This is a genomic window from Agreia sp. VKM Ac-1783 (genome assembly GCF_900177765.1).
In the GTDB taxonomy this organism is placed as follows: Bacteria; Actinomycetota; Actinomycetes; order Actinomycetales; family Microbacteriaceae; genus Agreia.
Genome location: NZ_FXWI01000001.1, coordinates 59,255 through 78,243 on the forward strand (window position 1 = coordinate 59,255; position 18,989 = coordinate 78,243).

The window sequence follows — 18,989 nt, forward strand, 5'->3', positions numbered from 1 at the left end:
CCCCATGGTTTCGATACGCTCGTTCCTCGCTACTCAACCAACGCGGATGACGAGTTCCTGAAGACCGCTTCAGGATGCTTCAGTGCCGCTTCAGCGCCTCCCGGTCACAGTGGTCTCACCACCACAAACCAGGAGGCACATCATGCAGAAGAAGACCATGTGGATCTCGGCCGCAGCCGTCGGAGCCGTTCTCGTTCTGGGCGGAGCCGGAGTCGCCGTCGCATCGAGCGACGTGTTCGACAACGACGACGACCGCGTCGTCAGCACCTCGTCGGGCACCGGCTCGAACGATCGCTCGGTGACAGACCAGGACATCGACGACGACCGCGACATCAACGACGACCGTGACATCAACGACGTCGACGACACCGACGTTCCCGCGACCGCCGAGCAGCGCTCGGCCGCAGAGGCCGCAGCACTCGACGAGGTCGGGCAGGGAACCGTTCGCGAGTTCGACACCGGCGATGCCGATGACACCTACGCGTACAAGGTGGAAGTCTTGAAGGACGACGGCACCAGTGTCGAGGTCGAGCTCGACGCCGACCTGACCGTGCTGCGCGTCGACAACGACTGACCCTCCTTCGCGCGAACGCGGGTGTTCACGCCGAGCGTGGTGGCCAGACCACCGCGCAGGGCGCGAACACCCGCGTTCGGCGATTCGGGGCAGACGTTACCCATCGGAAACACGCGCTCCCGTAGGGTGAACGGATGACACGCCCGCTCGACATCGTGGTTGCGAACGATCCACTGGCCGTGCTTCCGCGCCTGCGCGAAGCCCTGTCGCAGGGCGGCGCGGCCATCCTGCCCCGACTCGAGGAGCAACGCTCGCCCGACGCGCGGCCTCAGCCGCGGCACGCTGCTCCCGCGCCCGGAGAGACGCCCGCGGTGCGAGACAACCCCGTTCCCGCCGAGGTCGCCCAGAACGTCGCCCTCGTGATCGAGACGTCGGGCTCCTCGGGCGCGCCCAAGCGGGTGGCCCTCTCGACCGGAGCCCTTCTCGCCAGCGCAGCGTCGGTCGAGAGCGAACTCGGCGGCAACGGGCAGTGGCTGCTGTCGCTTCCCACCAACTACATCGCCGGCGTGCAGGTTCTCGTGCGCTCCATCGTGGCGGGAACGGCTCCGGTCATTCAGCCGCCCGGCCACTTCTCGGCCCGGGTCTTCGCCTCGCTCGTCGACGAGATGGATGCCCCGCTGCGGTTCGCCTCGCTGGTTCCGGCTCAGCTGGCCCGGGTCATCGACGCGGGCGAGGCCGACCCGGGCATCCGGCAGCAGCTGCATCGGCTCGACGCGATCCTCGTGGGTGGACAGGCGCTGCCGGCCGCCCTCTTCGAGCGAGCCGTCGAGCTCGGCCTCACGGTTCGTCGCACCTACGGCTCCTCCGAGACGGCGGGCGGATGCGTGTACGACGGCATTCCCCTCAGCCAGGTTCAGGCGCGGGTCACTGCGGGCGAGCTCGAACTATCGGGCCCGATGCTGGCCGAGGGATACCTCGGCGACCCGGAGCTCACCGACCGCAAGTTCCGCACCGAGAATGGGCGTCGCTGGTATCGCACAGCCGACTCCGGCGACGTCGTCGACGGTGTCGTGCGCGTCTCCGGCCGCATCGACAACGTCATCATCTCCGGCGGCATCAAGGTGTCGCTCGACCGGGTCGAGCGCGTCGTGCAGTCGCTCGACGGGTTCCGCGGAGCGGTCGTGGTTCCGCAGCCCAGCGCCGAGTGGGGGCAGGTCTCGGTCGTCGTCACAGACGGCCCTGTGGATGCCGACAGCCTGCAGCGCGTGCGCGACGCCGTGATCGCGGGGCCGGGTCGCGCGGCCGCACCCGTGCGCATCGTGACCGTCGAGGCCATGCCGACCCTCGCATCCGGAAAGCCCGACAGGCTCAGCCTTGCCCGAACGCTGGCGTCGGCCGAACCTGCCGCCGGCTGATCAGGAGGTGCGGAGCTTCTCTACCGCACTCTCGCGAAGCACACGGAGTTTCTTGTAGTACGCGGCGAGGGTCGACACGAGCACCGCGGCGATGACGATGGAGATCGACGAGCCGAGCAAGACGGCGAGGGTGCCTTCGTCGGCCACCTCTTCTTTTCCGGCGAAGGCGAGCTCGTTCATGAGCAGCGACACGGTGAAGCCGACGCCGCCCAGGGCTCCGGCGGCGAGCAGTCCATGGAGAGTGAGGTGGGGCCGCTTCTCGCGTGGTCCGACGAAGCTCGAGAGCCATCCGCCGAGGCTGATGCCGATGATCTTGCCGACGGGCAGGGCGACCAGGATGCCCCAGAAGGGCGCGGCCAGCTCGCTCGGAGCGACCTGCGGAATGGCGACGAGTGCGGCCGAGAAGGCGAAGATCGGAATGATCGCGCCGTTCGTCACGGGCTCGAGCACGTGCCGCACCCGCATCGCCGGGATACGCACCATCGCCAGGCCGAGCGCCACCCCGGCGATCGTTGCATGCACGCCGGAGAGATACGTGAGCGACCACGTGAGCACGGCGACGATAACCATCAGAATGCCCACGGGCGCCCGGTAACGCCCACCGAGGCTGCGGCTGAGCAGCCAGAACAGTGCGACCCCGACCGCGGCGAGACCGATGAACAGCAGGTTGGGATCGGCGGTGAAGAAGACGGCGATGATGAGGATCGCCACGATGTCGTCGAGGATCGCCAGCGCGAGGATGAAGATGCGCAGGCGTGACGGGATGCCCTTGCCGAAGACCGCAAGCACGCCGAGGGCGAAGGCGATGTCGGTGGCGGTAGGAATCGGCCACCCGCCCTCGTACCCGGAGCCGGACGTGAAAGCGACGAAGATAAGCGCCGGCACGATCACGCCGCCGAGCGCGGCGATGGCCGGGCGCACCGCCTTCGAGACACTGTTGAGTTGACCGACCGCGAACTCGTTCTTCAGCTCGACTGCGACCACGAAGAAGAAGATCGCGAGCAGACCGTCGCTGATCCAGTGGCCCACAGAGAGGTCGAGCGGCGTGCCGGGAATGGCGAGGTGCGCGTCTTGCAGGTTCATGAGGCCGGGCCCCAGAGGCGTGTTCGCGGCGATGAGACCGATGGCCGCGGCCACCAGAAGGAAGAGGGCGGCTACGCGCTCGGATCGAATGAAGCTCATGGGTGTCCTTCGTGCCTCCGTGTCGGAGGCGTCGTGAAGCGGAATGAAGCGATCCCCTGATCGCTTGCCGACCAGACTTCCCGGCGCACCAGCATCCATTCTACGTCGAGCCCTACAATCGTCGGGTGCCCACGAGTAAGAAGTCGCCCCGCAAGAAGTCCCCGTCGAGAAAAGCCCGCCGTGTGAAATCCACCGGGCATCCGGCCGGGCCCCGGGTCGCGCCGAACCGACCCACGAAGGTCACGGCCCGCGACTGGATCGCGGGCGCGCGACTTCGCACGCTTCCACTCGCGATCGCGCCGGTCGCTCTGGGAACGGGTGCCGCTACGGTCCTCAGTTCGGTGCACGACAAGCTGCCTCTCGTCGCCCTGTGCCTGGCCGTCTCTCTGCTGCTGCAGATCGGCGTGAACTACGCGAACGATTACTCCGACGGCATCCGGGGCACCGACGCCCACCGTGTCGGCCCCGCGCGGCTGACCGGCTCGGGCGCGGTGCGGCCGAAGCTGGTGCTGACGGTGGCGCTGGTCTTCTTCGGTCTGGCTGCGGCCGCCGGCCTCGCCGTCGTGTTCATCACGCAGATCTGGTGGCTGCTGGCCGTGGGCGCCGTGGCGATCGTCGCCGCGTGGTTCTACACCGGCGGTAAGCGGCCCTATGGATACGCGGGGCTCGGCGAGCTCTTCGTGTTCGTCTTCTTCGGGTTGGTCGCCACCCTCGGCACCCTGTGGGTTCTGGCCCGCGACCTCAGCCTCGAGGGACTTCTCAGCGCCGTGGCGATCGGGTTCATCTCGTGTGCCGTTCTGATGGTGAACAACATCCGCGACATTCCGCAGGACCGCATCGCGAAGAAGAAGACGCTCGCGGTGCGTGTCGGCGACCGGACGGCGCGCCTCCTGTATTGCTTCTTCATGTTGATTCCCTTCCTGGTGGTGGGATTCCTGACGCTCTTGTTCCCGCTCGCGATCCTCGTCTTCTTCGCTCTGCTGATCGCCATTCCGGCCTCGCTGATCGTGCTCACCGCGAAGACGCCCAAGGAACTGATCCTGGCGCTGCAGCTCACGAGCCTCACCGGGCTCGTCTACGGACTGGGCCTGGCAGCAGCGATCGCCTTCTAGTCGCGGCGCTGGTCTCGATACGGCGGCTCCTTCGTCGCGCGCCTACTCGACCAACGCGGGAAGTTTTGCGCTGGTCGAGTAGCCCGAGGCCGCCCGCGGCCGAAGCGTATCGAGACCGCTCGGCGCGAGGCGAGCGCCGCAGCGCCTAGAGTCGAGGCATGGCTGACTACTCGCGACCGAACACTTCTGCAGGCTGGGATGTCGGCGTTCGACAGACGGTTGCGGGCAGCCGCAAGGCCGTCTGGGCGTTTCTCGTGGGCGAGGGCCTGCCGCTCTGGCTGGGCAAGACCACGAAGCTTCCGCTGGTCAAGGGCGCTGCCTACGAGACCGACGACGACATCACCGGGCGCGTTCTCAGCGTGCAGCCCGGAGTCGATCTGCGAGTGAGCTGGCGTCCCGGCGAATGGAATCACGATTCCACTCTGCAGCTGAGCCTCAAAGAGGCCGACGGCGTGACCACCATCTCGTTCCACCAGCAGAAGCTCACCAGCCGCGACGAGCGCAAGATGATGCTCGGCCGCTGGAAGGGTGTCGCCAGCGACCTCGAGAAGGCGCTGAAGCGCCAGGCCAAATAGCCCGTCAGTTACGGCTGCTTCTCAGCGGAAGGGCCGTCGACCGCCGCGTCTTCGACGTCTTCGTCGTCTCCGGCCGCAGACGACTGTGAGCGCTTCGTGCTGGCCCGCGCCTCGTAGAGGCTCTTCGCCGCCTCTTCGCGCTGCCTGCGCAGAAAGATGAACGAGAGGCAGAACGCGATGATCGCGGCGAGCAGCGCCGAGATCCAGGCGGGCACGCCGCCCGGGGTCAGGAGCAGCAGGAGGATCGCGAGAACGACGGCGAACAGCCCGATGCGGATGAGCGAGAAGAGCAACCAGGTGCGTCGAGGATTCACGGCATTCAGTGTATGCGCTGCTCCTCTGGCAACCCCCGGGCAAACGTACGGTTACCGTGCCTATCATGGGTTCATGGCCCGCTTGCTGTTCGTCCTCGGTATCGTCGCCGTGACGTTCATGATCTACTCGATCGTCGACGCCGCCCTGCGTCCTGCCCGCCTCATTCGCGGCCTTCCCAAGTGGGCGTGGCTGCTGATCATCGTCGTCATCCCCATCATCGGCGGGGTCCTCTGGTTCGTCATCGGTCGAGGCCGCGAACAGAAGGCGGCCGTGTATCGCACACTGGGCCCGGATGACGACCCCGACTTCCTCGGCAAGCTCGGCTACACGACTCCTCGCGACCCCGCGACAGACGCTCGCACCGACGAACAGATCCGCGACCTCGAGAAGCGTCTCGCAGAGCAGGCGGGCGACAATCCCTCTGACGACCCCACATCGGGGCGCAGAGGAAAGCCCGGCCCGGCCTAGTGAGTCCGGCAACGGACTTCTCCGTCGCCCTCCTCACGCACCTTGCGGCTCGGGGGCTTCGCCATGTCGTGCTCACCCCGGGGTCGCGTTCACAGGCGCTCGCCCTGGCCGCCGCCGAACTCGACCGTCGCGGCATCCTCGATCTCACCGTTCGCATCGACGAGCGGTCGGCGGCGTTCACCGCGCTCGGCATCGCGCGTGAGACCGGCCTGCCCGTCGCCGTCGTCACGACGTCGGGAACGGCCGTCGGCAATCTGCTCCCCGCGGTGATGGAGGCGCATCACAGCGGTGTGCCTCTCGTCGTGCTCTCCGCCGACCGGCCCGCTGAACTGCGGGGCACCGGGGCGAATCAGACCACAGTGCAGCCCGGTATCTTCGGCGCCTTCGTGAGGCTCCAGCTCGACGTCGAGCCACCGTCGACTCCGGCGCACGAGCCGGTCGACGAGGTGCTCGGCCTCACGCCCGACCCCGAGACGCTCGCGGCGAAGGCCACGGACGCCGCGCTCGGCCGCGAGGGCTTGCCCGGCCCCGTGCACCTCAATCTGCAGTTCCGCGAGCCGCTCTCGGGAGCTTTCCCCGAGATCTCGGTGCCGGCCCTCGGCGACCCCGCCGCGTCGCATCCGGTGGCCGCCCACGCGGTTCAGCCCGGACCGCGCACGATCGTGGTCGCGGGCGACGGCGCGGGCCCGGAGGCCGAGGAACTCGCCCACGCGGGCGGATGGCCCCTGATCGCCGAGGTCTCGAGCGGCGCGCGCTTCGGCCCGAACCTGATCGTGGCCTATCGCTCCCTGCTCTCGGGCGAGCTGGCCGCGCACGTCGAGCGCGTGATCGTGTTCGGCCACCCGACCCTCAGCCGAGAGGTGCCCGCTCTACTCGCGCGAGAAGGCGTGCAGATCCTGGTCGTGGCATCCGGTGGCGAGCGCATCACGCCCGGCCACGACGGCCGGATGCTGGTGGACCGGGTCGAGGCGAGCCCTGAGGCCATCGCGGCGAGTCGAGAACCGGATGCCCGTGCCTGGCTCGGTCGCTGGGTGATCGCGAGCAGGCACCAGCTCGAACTCGACGACCCGGAGCTGCCCGCCCCGGATGTCGAGGCCCCGCGCTCTGGCGATCTCGGCCGACGCCGCGAGTATGCGAAGGCCGAGCTCGCCGCCGCTCGGGCGTCGATCTCGAGGCCGATCCTCGCTCTCTCGGTGTGGCGAGCGACCTGGCCGCACGACCGGCTCGTGCTCGGCGCATCGCGACTGATCCGCGAGGCTGACAAGATCGTGCCCGGCAAGAAGATCACGGTGCACGCCAATCGAGGGCTCGCCGGCATCGACGGAACCGTGTCGACCGCCATCGGAGTCGCCCTGGCCAGCCAGACCGACGCGAAGGGCGGAATCACGCGCGTGCTGCTCGGCGATCTGACGCTGCTGCATGACGTGGGTGGCCTGCTGATCGGTGACGGCGAGAGACGCCCGCGCGTTCAGCTCATCGTGGCGAACGACGGGGGCGGCACGATCTTCGACTCGCTCGAGGTCGCCGCCACTGCAGACCCGGATGCTTTTGCCCGCGTGATGCGCACCCCCCAGTCAGTCTCGATCGAGCAGTTCGCCGCGGCATACGGCTGGAGCTACACGAGGGTCTCGACGCGCGCTGAGCTCGATCGTGCGCTGACCAGCCCGGAGGGCCCGCTGAGCATCGTCGAGGTGCCGTTTGGCGATACCGAACAAAACCACTGAAGCGCTCGCGCAATTGCTAGATTGCCCTCGTGACGAAACTTCGGGTGCACAATCTTGCTGTCTCCATCGACGGCTTCGCTACCGGCGAGGGCAGAACATTCGAGGCCCCGTTCGGCCACGCCGGGCAGCGGCTGATGACGTGGTTCTTTCCGACGCACTCCTTCGTGAGCATGACGGGTCACGATGCCGAGGCGATCGGTGCCGGCACCCGGGGCGTCGATGATGCCTTCGCCGCCGCGACGCAGGTGGGCATCGGCGCCGAGATCATGGGGCGGGGCAAGTTCGGTCCGCAAGAGGGGCCGTGGCAAGACGAGTCCTGGCGCGGGTGGTGGGGCGAGGAGCCTCCGTTCCACTCGCCGGTCGTGGTGCTCACGCATCATGCGCGACCCGACATCGCAGTAGGCGAGACGACGTTCCTGTTCCGTGACGCCTCGGCTCGCGATGCCCTCGAGCTCGCGACGGAGGTGGCCGGCGGCCTCGATGTGCGCCTCGGAGGCGGCCCGACCGTCGTGCGCGAGTTCCTCGAGGCAGACCTCGTCGACCATCTGCACATCGTCGTCGTGCCGATAGTGCTCGGACGTGGCGTTTGCTTGTGGGAAGGCCTGGAGAGCCTCGAGGAGCGCTTCGATGTCGAGACGACCGCCTCGCCGTCGGGCGTCGTGCACTACGTCTTCACCCGCAAGGCCCGCTGACCGGGTCCCGGGCCGCATTCCGTTCAGCCACGCGGCATCCTCGCCGAATAGCGACGAGTACGCACTGTGGCTGCACCAAATCTCGCTCTACAGTGGGGGACACGCTCGGCGAAAGGGAACGACCATGGCCAAGAACGATGACACCTTCTTCTCGGGCAGCACCCGCGAACTGCTCGCGGCGCGCGAGGGCTTCGTGCTCGCCGACCTCGACCCGGCCAGCACGCCGGGTGTGACGGCGTCGAAGAAGCAGGGCGAGAAAGCGCTCGCGACCGGCGCCCCGACCCTCGACGACCTGCAGATCAGGCTGCACGCCAACAGCCTCTCCGGCGACAACCGCAGCGTGCTTCTCGTGTTGCAGGCCATGGATTCCGCGGGCAAGGGCGGCATCGTCAGTCACGTGATCGGCACGGTCGACCCCGAGGGCGTGGCGCACACCTCGTTCAAGAAGCCGACGCCCGAGGAACTCAGCCACGACTTTCTCTGGCGCATCCGCAATGCCCTGCCGAAGGCCGGCCAGATCGGCGTGTTCGACCGCTCGCACTACGAAGACGTGCTCATCGCGCGGGTGCGCAACCTCGCAACTCCCGACGTGATCGAGCACCGTTACGAGCTCATCAACGAGTTCGAGCGCCAGGTCACGGAGTCGGGCACGACCATCGTCAAGGTCATGCTGCACATCAGCTCCGACGAGCAGAAGGCCAGGCTCGGCGCTCGGCTCGAGCGCGAGGACAAGTACTGGAAGTACAACCCGGGCGACGTCGACGAGCGGCTGCTCTGGCCTGCCTACCAGGAGGCATACCAGCTGGCGATCCAGAACACGTCGACCGAGATCGCCCCGTGGTTCGTGGTGCCCGCAAACCACAAGTGGTACGCGCGTGCCGCCGTGCAGCAGCTGCTTATCGAGACGATGTCGGCGTTCGGCCAAGGCTGGCCCCCGGCCGACTACGACATCGAGGTCGAGAAGGCGCGGCTCGCGGCGAGCTAAGACGACGGGGAGGACTCGACGGTCAGGTCGAAGCCGTCCCAGTAGACCGTGATCGAGGTGCTGCCGCCCGTGTTCAGCAGGATACCGGCCGACGTGAACTGGTCGGGCGTCGCGCATCCGGCACCCGCTACGCCATTCGGAGTCTCGCGCGCGATCACGCAGAAGCCACCGGCGGTGTCCTTGGCCACGAACACCTGCCAGCCTTCGACCCTCGGGTCGACCGCGCGCGTCGATGACGGGTCGATATTCCCCACGGTCTGCGCAAGTCGGTCGGTGTCTTTCTGCGGCTCATCGAACCAATGCTCTGCCGAAGCCGCGCTGCCCGAGCTCGTTCGGCCCACAGGGCCGGGTTGTGTCGTCGCGATGGTGCCCAGCCCGAGATCGACGCGTGACTCGCCCGTCGCGGGGATGGTGCGCGGCAGATCACTCTGCCGAGCTTCGGGCGGCTGAAGAAGCGTCGCAGCGCCGGCAGCGATCACACCGAGTACGGCGAGCGTGCCGACCACTCGCACAGAGCGAGACCGGATGCGATGGGCTCGGCGCTCGCGGGCAGCCGCGGCATCGAGGGTGGCTTGGTGCAATGCCTGACGCTCGGCAGCTTCGCGCAGATCGAGCTCGTGCAGCTCGCGGGCCGCCTCGGCGGCGCGAACCTCGTCTTCCGGAGATGTGGTGCGTCCGTATGCGGCGCGCGCGAGCGCCTCGCGCTCGAGTGCTGCGCTGGTCGAGTAGCCCGAGGCCGCTTGCGGCCGAAGCGTATCAAGACCATCTGCCGGTGGTCTCGATACGGTCGCGGGCGACCTACTCGACCAACGCGGGCCCGCGGAGTTCGCTTCGGCAGGCTCAGGGAACGAAGTGGGCGGCACAGCGCACGCCCCTAGCCGAAAGCCTCGACGATGGGGCGGAACTTCATCTTCGTCTCGATGAGTTCCCTCTCCGGATCCGACCCGGCCACGATGCCCGCGCCGGCGTAGGCGGTGATGTCGCCGTTCTCGGCGATCTGGGCGCAGCGCAACGCCACGGCCCACTCGCCATCGCCATCCGCACCGACCCACCCGACGGGCCCGGCGTAGCGACCCCGGTCGAAGGGCTCGAGCTCGTCGATGACCGACAGTGCGGTGGCCGTGGGTGCGCCTGCAACGGCGGCGGTGGGATGCAGAGCCGCGATCAGGTCGAGCGACGTCGAGCCGTCGGAGAGGATGCCCTCGGCATCGCTCGCGAGGTGCCACAGATTGGGCAGCTTGAGCGTGAAGGGAATCTCTGAGGTGATGAGGGTGCGCGTATGCGGCTGCAGCGACTGAACGACGCTGGCGACGGCGAAGCGGTGCTCGTCGAGATCTTTCGAACTGGTGGCGAGTGAGATGGCGGCGTCGTGGTCGGCTTCGGCATCGCGGCCGCGCGAGATCGTGCCGGCGAGCACGCGGGCGCTGACCGTTCCATGGTCGACACGCACGAGGGTCTCCGGGCTCGATCCGATGAGGCCATCGACGGCGAAGGTCCAGCAGTCGGGGTAACCCAGAGCGAGGTCGGTGAGGGTGCGGCGCAGGTCGGCTTCGTCGGGCAGATGCCCCACGAGATCGCGGGCGAGCACCACCTTGTTCAACTCTCCCGCGGCAATGCGCGAGACGGCCGCCTCGACCGACGCACGGTAGTCGTCGGGCTTGACCTGCCCGGGAAGAAGAGAGAGCCGGTACTCGGCGCCGAGGGGTCGCGCGGCGGGCATCGGCAGGGGAGGAGCGAGCGGAACGCCCGACTCGGACAGCGCCGTGATGCGGGTGATCCAGTAGACGCCCGCGCGCTTGCCGATGATGATCTCGGGAACGATGAGAGTGGAGATGAGGGCCGAGGTGGCAGAGAAGGCGAAGGCGCCGAACGCCACGAGGCCTGTGCCCGGCGACTGCAGCGGGTCGGTCACCTGAGCAAGCCGGGCGACCTCCCTCCACGTCTCGCAGGCATCGACGAATCGGTTCTCGCCGGAGAACTCGAGCCGCAGCGCCACACCTGCGCCCGCCATCCCCTCGCCCTTGCGCATCCAGAGCATCGGATGCCGCGAGTCGAGCAGTGGCACCAGAAGTCGGATGTCGTCGACGCGGGTGGTCTCGACGACCAGCCTGGGCAGAGTTCGTGCCGTTTCGCTCACGTGATCAGCCTAGTTCCGCCGGAGCGAACGCATTCCCGAAGATGCGCTATCCCCAGCAGTCATGCGGGCTACGCAACTACACTGGGAGCGTGAATAAGGCAGACCTTACTAAAAAGCCCCAGGCGGTCTCCGCGATGTTCGACCAGGTCTCCACGCACTACGACCGCACGAACGCGATGCTCTCGGTCGGCAACGACCAGCTGTGGCGCGCGGCCACGGTGCGCGCCGTCGACCCCAGGCCCGGCGATCGCATCCTCGACCTCGCCGCGGGAACGGGAACGTCGAGTGCGGCGCTCGCCGCGAGGGGCGCCCACGTCGTGGCGGCAGACTTCTCACCGGGCATGATCCAGGTCGGCAAGCGCCAGCAGGCGGGCAACCGCAATGTCGAGTTCGTGCAGGCCGACGGAATGAATCTGCCGTTCTCCGATAACGAGTTCGATGCCGTCACCATCTCGTTCGGGCTGCGCAACATCGTCGACCCCCACGTGGCACTCAAAGAGCTCTACCGGGTGACCAAGCCAGGCGGCCGCATCGTCATCTGCGAGTTCTCGAAGCCCCCGGCCAAGCTGGTGCGAACTGGCTATTTCACCTACCTCAACAAGGTCATGCCCACCCTCGTGAAACTCGCGTCGTCGAACGCCGAGGCCTACGACTACCTCGGCGATTCGATCAAGGCCTGGCCAGACCAGAAGACCCTGGCCGAGTGGATGCGCGTGGCCGGCTTCTCGAGGGTCGCGTACAAGAACCTCAGCCTCGGCATTGTCGCCCTGCACCGGGGCATCAAGCCTCGTACGGGTCAGTAGGCTGAACACGTGACCCCGAAAACACCCGTTGCTGGCACACGTGCGCCTGCTGGCAAAGCCCGGCGCACCCAGAGCCTCTCGTCGTCGCTGAATCTGCACGACCGACTCTTCTCGACGAGTCGCGACCGTGAGGTTGCGCGCGCCGTAGACGACGGAATCGAGCGTCTCGAGGCGAGGCTGTTCGCCGAGGTCAAGTTCAGCGACGAGCTCGCCGACGTGGCGGCGCGTTATCTGCTCGAGGCCGGCGGCAAGCGAGTGCGGCCCATTCTGGCGATGCTCACGGCTCAACTCGGCGACGGCGTGACCGACGAGGTCATCATGGCTGGCGCGTCGATCGAGCTCACGCACCTCGCGTCGCTCTACCACGACGACGTTATGGACTCCGCTCCCGTGAGGCGCGGTGTTCCGACCGCGCAGAACGTGTGGGGCAACTCCATCGCGATCCTCGTCGGCGATCTGCTCTTCGCACGCGCGTCGAAGCTGCTCTCCATCTTGGGCGAGCGCGCCATCCAGCTTCAGGCCGACACCTTCGAGCGCCTCTGCCTGGGGCAGCTGCGCGAGACCATCGGCCCCAAAGACAACGAGAACCCCATCGAGCACTACCTGCAGGTGCTGAGCGACAAGACGGGTTCGCTCATCGCTGCATCAGCCCAGATGGGCGTGATCTTCTCGAACGCTCCCGTCGAGTATGAGCAGCCTGTGATCGAGTTCGGCGAGAAGATCGGCGTCGCCTTCCAACTCATCGACGACGTGCTCGACATGTCGCCGCCCGCTCAGGGCGACGGCAAGACTCAGCCCACGGGCAAGAAGGCGGGCACCGATGTGCGCGCGGGCGTGGTCACGCTCCCCGTCCTCTATCTGCGCAAGCGCGCCAAGCGCAATGCCGAGGCTGCCGCCCTGCTGAAGCGCATCGACGCGGTCGCCACGGCGAAGCCGGGCGCGCCGGTCGATGAGGCCGCTGTCGACGCTGTGATCGCCGAATTGCGTGCGCATCCGGTGACCAAGGCCACGATCGACGAAGCGCACGGCTGGGCCCGCGGTGCCGTCGATGCTCTCGCTCCTCTTCCAGACGGAACCGTCAAGAAGACCCTCACCCGATTCGCCGACACTGTGGTGGATCGCACAAATTAAGGAAACACCTCCCTAAATGACCACGTTGCGACTGGCCATCGTCGGAGCCGGCCCCGCCGGAATCTACGCTGCCGACCTTCTGATCAAGGCCGAACGTCACTTCGACGTCTCGATCGACCTCTTCGAGCACCTTCCCGCTCCCTACGGACTCGTTCGCTACGGCGTCGCCCCCGACCACCCGCGCATCAAGGGCATCATCACCGCTCTGCGCGAGGTACTCGACCGCGGAGACATCCGGTTCTTCGGCAACGTGCGCTACGGCGTCGACGTGACCCTCGACGACCTCAAGAAGCACTACAACGCCGTCATCTTCGCCACGGGCGCCATCACCGACGCGCCGCTCGCTATTCCGGGCATCGAGCTCGAGGGCTCGTACGGCGCCGCCGACTTCGTGAGCTGGTTCGACGGCCACCCGGATGTTCCGCGCACCTGGCCGCTCGAGGCCCAGTCGGTCGCCGTGATCGGCAACGGCAACGTCGCGCTCGACGTGTCGCGAATCCTCGCCAAGCACGCCGACGACCTGCTGCCCACAGAGATTCCCGACAACGTCTACGAGATCCTCAAGTCGTCGCCCGTCACCGATGTGCACGTCTTCGGCCGCCGGGGCCCTGCGCAGGTCAAGTTCACCCCGCTCGAGCTGCGCGAACTCGGCGAGATGCGCGACGTCGACATGATCGTCTACGACGAGGACTTCGAGCTCGACGAGGCGTCGAAGGCCGCCATCGCCAGCAACAAGCAGGTCTTCGTGATCAACAAGGTGCTCAACCAGTGGCGTGAGCGCCCGGTGGGCGAGGCCTCGCGCCGCCTGCACCTGCACTTCTACGCCAAGCCGCTCGAAGTCACATCGGATGCCGACGGCCGGGTCGCGTCGATCCGTTACGAACGCACGCGGCCCGACGGCGCCGGCAGCGTCGAGGGAACAGGCGAGATCCGAGAGATCGAGATCCAGGCCATCTACCGGGCCGTGGGGTACTTCGGATCGCCACTCGCCGACATCCCCTTCGACGAGCGCCACGGCGTGATCCCCAACCACGAGGGTCAGGCCCTCGCCGACGACAACTCCGTGATTCCGGGTGTCTACGCCACCGGGTGGATCAAGCGTGGGCCCGTGGGCCTCATCGGCCACACGAAGTCCGACGCGATGGAGACGATCCAACACGTGGTCAACGACCAGGCGAGCTGGTGGGCGCCGACGCACCCCGACGAGCAGAGCGTCGTCGAACTGCTCACCTCACGCGGGGTCGAGTTCACGACCATCGACGGCTGGCACCAGCTCGATCAGCACGAGCTCGCGCTCGGCTCGGCCGAGGGTCGCCTGCGCAAGAAGGTCGTGCCGCGCGACGAGATGATCCGGGTTTCCAACACCTGACGCCTTATTGTTATCGGTTGCACAGAACTCGTGACGTAGCATGTGAATAGTGGGTTCTCCGAGGCTGAGGTGATGACGTGACTGAATTGGCTCCTGCGCCGAGTGTGCCCGAGGCGTCAGCTGTCGCGTCTGACACAACCGCCACCGCGGCAGCGACCGAAACGCCGGGCACGACTCGATGGGTCATTCCCGAGGCCACGAAGAAGAAGAAGCGTCACCTCGGGGTCTGGATCGGCGTTCCTGCGATCGTCGCCGTGGTCGCCCTGGTGGCAGCGTCCGTGTTCCTGATCGCGCCCGGAACGACTGTCGCCGGAGTGAATGTCGGCGGCATGACCGTCGGCGCCGCATCCGACGCCGTCAGCCAGAAACTCGCCGACACCGCCCTGGTCATCACCGGCCCTGACGGCGACAAGATCGTGCGCGGCGCTCAGCTCGGCGCCAGCATCGCTAATGCCTCCTCCGACAGCTCGGCTGAACTCACAGGCGCCGACCTCGGGGCGTCGGTAGACGCGCAGACGCTCGCCGAGAAGGCTCACTCCCAAAACCCGTTCTGGAATGTGACCGCGTGGAACGCGAAGACGGCCGTCACGCCGACGGTCAAGATCGACACGAAGACCGCGACGGCCGCGCTGCGCAAGCTCGCTCCAGAACTCTTCGTCGATCCCGAGAACGCGACGATGGCGTTCGACTCCGCAACGGCCTCCTACACGGTGACGCCCGCGGTCGATGGAGCAGGAGTCGACCTCGAGACGTTCCGCACGGCGCTGCAAGATGCCCTCGTGTCGGGCAAATCCAGCGTCGATGTCGCTGCAGTGCAGACGGTCGTGCCGGCCTCGGCGTCGACCGACACTGTGACCGCGACCGCCACCGAGTTGAACACCGTTCTCGACACGGCGGGGTTCTACGTCGGCGACGAACGCACCGTTCCGGTCGACCGTTCGGTGGTCGCGTCGTGGATCACTCTCGCGACGAACGACGACGGAACCTACAGCTACACCGCAGACAAGGCCGCCATTCAGAAGGTCGTCGACACGCTGCCCGCGGCTGTGAATCGCGATGCCGTCAACGGCACGGTGATCACCGATACCGAGGGCGAGACTCTCGACACAGTGGCTGCCGGAGTCGACGGTCGCGCACTCGGCGACACGAGCGGGGTTGCGGAAGCCTTTGCGACACAGCTGGCGACGGGCAAGCCCGCGTTCGAGCTTCCGGTAACCGTCACGCCCGCGCAGGTCACGAAGACGTCGCGCAATATCGTCGTCAACCTGAGTGAGCAGCGCGAGTATCTCTTCGAGAACGGTCAAGTCGTCGACAGCTTCCTGATCTCCTCTGGTGTCTCCGGGCACGATTCGCACACCGGCAGCTTCCGCATCACGGCAAAGCTGACCTCCCAGAACATGGGCAACCCAGACCTCACCCAGGCGCCCAACTATTACACAAAGAACGTGCCCGACGTCATGTACTACAACGGCGACGAGGCGCTCCACGGTGCGTACTGGCACAACAACTTCGGCAACGTCATGAGCCACGGTTGCATCAACATGCCGCTCGACAAGGCAGCCACCGTCTTCGACTGGGCTCCGATGGGAACCGAAGTCACCGTCACTTACTGACGATCGACGCCCTCGTTCTCAGAGAGCAGCTCGGGCAGGCTGTCATACTTAGGTAATGCTTACCTTTGCCCGGCCCGCGACGAGGACTCTGGGCTTCATCGTCCTTCTCGTGGTCGTGCTTCTGTCGGCGGGGGCGAGCCTGCTGCTCGGCAGCCGCTCCATCGATATGACCTCGGTGCTCGATGCGGTGTTCTCGCGCGGCACGGGCAGCGTCGAGCAGATGGTGGTGCTCGATCTGCGCGTTCCCCGCACGATCATCGGTCTCGTGGCCGGTGCGGCACTCGGACTCGCCGGTGCGCTGATGCAGGGGCTGACGCGAAACCCGCTCGCTGATCCCGGTCTTCTCGGCGTGAACGCCGGCGCCTCGCTCGCCGTGGTGACGGCCATCGCCTTCTTCGGCGTCACCGCGCCCTCGGGTTACGTCTGGTTCGCGTTCGGGGGAGCCGCGCTGGCCGCGGCGCTGGTCTACGCGGTCGCCTCCGGCCGCTCGGGCCTGTCTCCGCTCAGTCTCACCCTCGCCGGAGCGGCCACGACCGCGGTGCTCACCTCGTTCATCACCCTGATTCTGCTGCGCGACCTCGATACTCTTGCGCAGTTCCGCTTCTGGTCGGTCGGCTCTCTGGTGGGCAGAGACGTATCGACCGTGGCAACGCTCGCGCCGTTTCTCATCGTGGGGTCGGTGACCGCGTTGCTGCTCGGTCGCAGCCTCAATTTGCTCGCGCTCGGCGACGATGTGGCGCGCGGCCTCGGCCAGCGGGTGGGACTGACCCGCATCGTCGCGGGCGCGGCCATCATCCTCCTGTGCGGTTCGGCGACATCGCTTGCGGGACCACTCGTGTTCGTCGGCCTGGTCGTGCCACACATCGCGCGTCGCTTCGTCGGCGCCGACTACCGCTGGATCCTGCTCTGGTCGATGCCCCTCGGGGCGGCCCTACTGGTCATCGCCGACACCATCGGGCGCCTGATCGCCCCGCCCTCAGAGCTCGAGGCGGGCATCGTGGTGGCGCTCATCGGCGCGCCCGTGTTGATCGCACTCGTCCGAGGAAACAAGGCGGTCACCCGATGACTGTCCAGCAGCGATACCAGCCCTCTGTCGACGATCTCGCCCGTGTCGCCGTCGCCCGCCGCGCCGGGCGCATCCGGTCTCTTGTGATCGCTGCCGTTCTGATCGTGGCGCTTGCTGCCCTCGCCGTGGTGGCCTTGATGCTCGGCGATCGGGTGGTCGCGCCGGGCGACGTTCTCAGCACACTGTTCGGTGGAGGCAGCGGGGGCGACCGCTTCGTGATCCTCGGCCTCCGGGTGCCTCGACTCCTGCTCGGCTTGATGGTGGGAGCGGCCTTCGGGCTGGCCGGTGCGGTCTTCCAGAGTCTGCTCGGCAATCCCCTCGCAAGCCCTGACATCATCGGCATCTCGCAGGGCGCCAGCGCGGCCGCGGTCGGGGCGATTCTTTTCGCGGGTTGGAGCGGCCTCGCCGTGTCGTTCGCAGCCTTCGGCGGTGCCGTTCTCGTGGCCGGCCTCATCACCGTGCTCGCCGCCCGACACGGCGTGGCGGGCTCTCGCTTCGTGCTCATCGGCATCGCGCTCGCTTTTCTCGCCCAGGCCGCGATCAATTTCATGCTCACTCGTTCAGATGTGCGCGACGCGCAGTCGGCCCTGGTCTGGCTCGTCGGCAGCCTCGGAACGGTCACGTCCGAGGAACTGACCAGTACCGCCGTGGGGCTCGTCGTGCTCGTACTGGCGCTCGCCCTGGTGTCGCCCCGGCTCCGGATGCTGCAGCTCGGCGACGAGGCCGCCACCGGTCTCGGTGTGCGCGTCACTCCGGCGCGGCTGGTCATCACCCTGATCGCGGTGGGGTTGGCAGCCGTCGCCACGGCCGCCGCCGGGCCTGTGGTGTTCGTCGCCTTCGTCTCTGCGCCCATCGCGCGACGGCTCCTTGGCGGCACCGGGCCCGCTCTCGTCGTGAGTGCACTCGTGGGCGCGCTCGTCGTCACAGGTTCCGACCTGATCGCGCAGCACGCGGTGTCAGGTCTGCAGGTGCCCGTGGGCATCGTGACGGGAATCGTGGGCGCCCCCGTTCTGCTGGTTCTGCTGGCCCGCAGCAACCGATCGAGAGGAACAGCATGACGTCTCATGAACTGCGAGCGGATGGCCTTGCTCTCGGCTACGACGGACGTCGCGTCGTCGAGAACCTCGACGCCGTCATCCCCGACGGCCGCGTCACTGTGATCGTGGGTCCGAACGCCTGCGGCAAGTCGACCCTCCTTCGCTCGTTCGCGCGACTGCTGCGCCCGGACGCGGGGGTCGTCACGCTCGACGGGACTGACGTGCACCGCTATCCGAGCAAGCAACTGGCCACGGTTCTCGGCCTGCTCCCACAGCAGCCGATTGCTCCTGACGGCATCACCGTGGCCGATCTCGTGGGACGAGGTCGGTTTCCTCGCCAGGGACTCTTCAGGCAATGGACCGCCGAGGACTCGGAGGCGGTCGCGGAGGCGCTGCGGTCGACCGATACGGTCGATCTGGCCGACCGCCGCATCGACGAGCTCTCGGGCGGCCAGCGCCAGCGGGTGTGGATCGCCATGGCGCTCGCGCAGCAGACCGACATTCTGCTGCTCGACGAGCCCACGACCTTCCTCGATGTGACGCACCAGATCGAGGTGCTCGACCTTCTACACGAACTGAACCGCGAGCGAGGGACCACGGTAGTGATGGTGCTGCACGATCTCAATCTGGCGGCGCGCTACGCCGATCACCTTGTGGTGATGTCGGCCGGCAAGATCGTGGCGGAGGGCCGACCGGCCGACGTGATCTCGGTCGACACCGTGGGTGCAGCGTTCGGGCTCGAGGCCGTGATCATCGACGATCCGATCAGTCATTCGCCGATGGTCGTGCCGATGGGCCGTTTTCATCACGGTCTGTGACGAATTAGCGCAAACCGGTCAGGTCAGCTTAGG

19 protein-coding genes are annotated in these 18,989 nt (G+C 67.3%); 15 read left to right on the top strand and 4 right to left on the bottom strand.

The features are described 5' to 3' along the window. Positions 1–142 precede the first annotated feature (142 nt). Positions 143–574, top strand: coding sequence for a PepSY domain-containing protein (locus CCK87_RS00295; protein WP_086459535.1), 432 nt, complete (start codon positions 143–145; stop codon positions 572–574). Between the two features lie 134 nt (positions 575–708). Next, positions 709–1,929 (top strand): AMP-binding protein, encoded by a 1,221-nt coding sequence (locus CCK87_RS00300; protein WP_086459536.1) that lies wholly within the window; start codon positions 709–711, stop codon positions 1,927–1,929. Here CCK87_RS00300 and CCK87_RS00305 read toward each other — a convergent pair whose 3' ends face one another. After that, positions 1,930–3,111: a Na+/H+ antiporter NhaA gene (locus CCK87_RS00305; protein WP_086460302.1), complete on the bottom strand. Its 1,182-nt coding sequence runs from the start codon at positions 3,109–3,111 to the stop codon at positions 1,930–1,932. It lies immediately after the preceding gene. Between the two features lie 182 nt (positions 3,112–3,293). Between CCK87_RS00305 and CCK87_RS00310 the strand changes: the two genes are divergently transcribed. After that, positions 3,294–4,223, top strand: coding sequence for a 1,4-dihydroxy-2-naphthoate polyprenyltransferase (locus CCK87_RS00310; RefSeq protein ID WP_086459537.1), 930 nt, complete (start codon positions 3,294–3,296; stop codon positions 4,221–4,223). A 158-nt stretch (positions 4,224–4,381) separates the two neighbouring features. Then, positions 4,382–4,798 carry an SRPBCC domain-containing protein gene (locus CCK87_RS00315; protein WP_086459538.1) on the top strand — a complete coding sequence of 139 codons (417 nt, stop codon included), beginning with the start codon at positions 4,382–4,384 and terminating at the stop codon, positions 4,796–4,798. Positions 4,799–4,806: 8 nt separating this feature from the next. Here CCK87_RS00315 and CCK87_RS00320 read toward each other — a convergent pair whose 3' ends face one another. Continuing rightward, entirely contained in the window at positions 4,807–5,112 is a 306-nt protein-coding gene (locus CCK87_RS00320) for a DUF4229 domain-containing protein (protein WP_170927084.1), read from the bottom strand. 73 nt (positions 5,113–5,185) lie between these two features. On the opposite strand from CCK87_RS00320, the gene CCK87_RS00325 reads away from it, so the two are divergent. The 4 genes from CCK87_RS00325 to CCK87_RS00340 all read left to right on the top strand — a co-directional run bounded on the left by CCK87_RS00325 (position 5,186) and on the right by CCK87_RS00340 (position 8,982). Beyond that, the gene (locus CCK87_RS00325) at positions 5,186–5,581 is read left to right on the top strand and encodes a PLDc N-terminal domain-containing protein (protein ID WP_086459540.1); all 396 of its coding nucleotides are present in this window, start codon (positions 5,186–5,188) and stop codon (positions 5,579–5,581) included. After that, complete coding sequence (gene menD, locus CCK87_RS00330) at positions 5,581–7,305, top strand: 2-succinyl-5-enolpyruvyl-6-hydroxy-3-cyclohexene-1-carboxylic-acid synthase (RefSeq protein ID WP_249273640.1); 1,725 nt, start codon at positions 5,581–5,583, stop codon at positions 7,303–7,305. The genes CCK87_RS00325 and menD overlap by 1 nt, the downstream gene beginning before the upstream one ends. Positions 7,306–7,334: 29 nt before the next feature. Beyond that, positions 7,335–7,997 carry a dihydrofolate reductase family protein gene (locus CCK87_RS00335; protein ID WP_086459542.1) on the top strand — a complete coding sequence of 221 codons (663 nt, stop codon included), beginning with the start codon at positions 7,335–7,337 and terminating at the stop codon, positions 7,995–7,997. 124 nt (positions 7,998–8,121) lie between these two features. Further along, complete coding sequence (locus tag CCK87_RS00340; protein ID WP_086459543.1) at positions 8,122–8,982, top strand: PPK2 family polyphosphate kinase; 861 nt, start codon at positions 8,122–8,124, stop codon at positions 8,980–8,982. On the opposite strand, the gene CCK87_RS00345 is transcribed toward CCK87_RS00340, so the two are convergent. After that, complete coding sequence (locus tag CCK87_RS00345; protein ID WP_086459544.1) at positions 8,979–9,845, bottom strand: hypothetical protein; 867 nt, start codon at positions 9,843–9,845, stop codon at positions 8,979–8,981. The two genes, CCK87_RS00340 and CCK87_RS00345, sit on opposite strands and share 4 nt — an antisense overlap. An 11-nt stretch (positions 9,846–9,856) precedes the next feature. After that, on the bottom strand, positions 9,857–11,119 hold the full coding sequence (locus CCK87_RS00350; protein WP_249273641.1) for an isochorismate synthase: 1,263 nt from the start codon (positions 11,117–11,119) through the stop codon (positions 9,857–9,859). Positions 11,120–11,208: 89 nt separating this feature from the next. Here CCK87_RS00350 and CCK87_RS00355 point away from each other — a divergent pair, with 89 nt between their 5' ends. From CCK87_RS00355 to CCK87_RS00385, 7 genes are all read left to right on the top strand, one after another. After that, a complete protein-coding gene (locus CCK87_RS00355; protein ID WP_249273642.1) occupies positions 11,209–11,922 on the top strand; it encodes a demethylmenaquinone methyltransferase in 714 nt (237 codons plus the stop codon). Positions 11,923–11,931: 9 nt separating this feature from the next. Next, positions 11,932–13,053, top strand: a complete 1,122-nt coding sequence (locus CCK87_RS00360; protein WP_086459546.1) for a polyprenyl synthetase family protein — start codon at positions 11,932–11,934, stop codon at positions 13,051–13,053. A 16-nt stretch (positions 13,054–13,069) separates the two neighbouring features. Next, the gene (locus tag CCK87_RS00365) at positions 13,070–14,422 is read left to right on the top strand and encodes an FAD-dependent oxidoreductase (RefSeq protein WP_086459547.1); all 1,353 of its coding nucleotides are present in this window, start codon (positions 13,070–13,072) and stop codon (positions 14,420–14,422) included. Positions 14,423–14,499: 77 nt separating this feature from the next. After that, positions 14,500–16,035, top strand: a complete 1,536-nt coding sequence (locus tag CCK87_RS00370) for a L,D-transpeptidase family protein (RefSeq protein ID WP_140162730.1) — start codon at positions 14,500–14,502, stop codon at positions 16,033–16,035. 55 nt (positions 16,036–16,090) lie between these two features. After that, positions 16,091–17,101 (top strand): iron chelate uptake ABC transporter family permease subunit, encoded by a 1,011-nt coding sequence (locus CCK87_RS00375; protein WP_086459549.1) that lies wholly within the window; start codon positions 16,091–16,093, stop codon positions 17,099–17,101. Beyond that, entirely contained in the window at positions 17,098–18,159 is a 1,062-nt protein-coding gene (locus CCK87_RS00380; protein WP_086459550.1) for an iron ABC transporter permease, read from the top strand. Before CCK87_RS00375 ends, CCK87_RS00380 begins: the two co-directional genes overlap by 4 nt. Continuing rightward, positions 18,156–18,956: an ABC transporter ATP-binding protein gene (locus tag CCK87_RS00385; RefSeq protein WP_086459551.1), complete on the top strand. Its 801-nt coding sequence runs from the start codon at positions 18,156–18,158 to the stop codon at positions 18,954–18,956. Before CCK87_RS00380 ends, CCK87_RS00385 begins: the two co-directional genes overlap by 4 nt. Positions 18,957–18,989 lie beyond the last annotated feature (33 nt).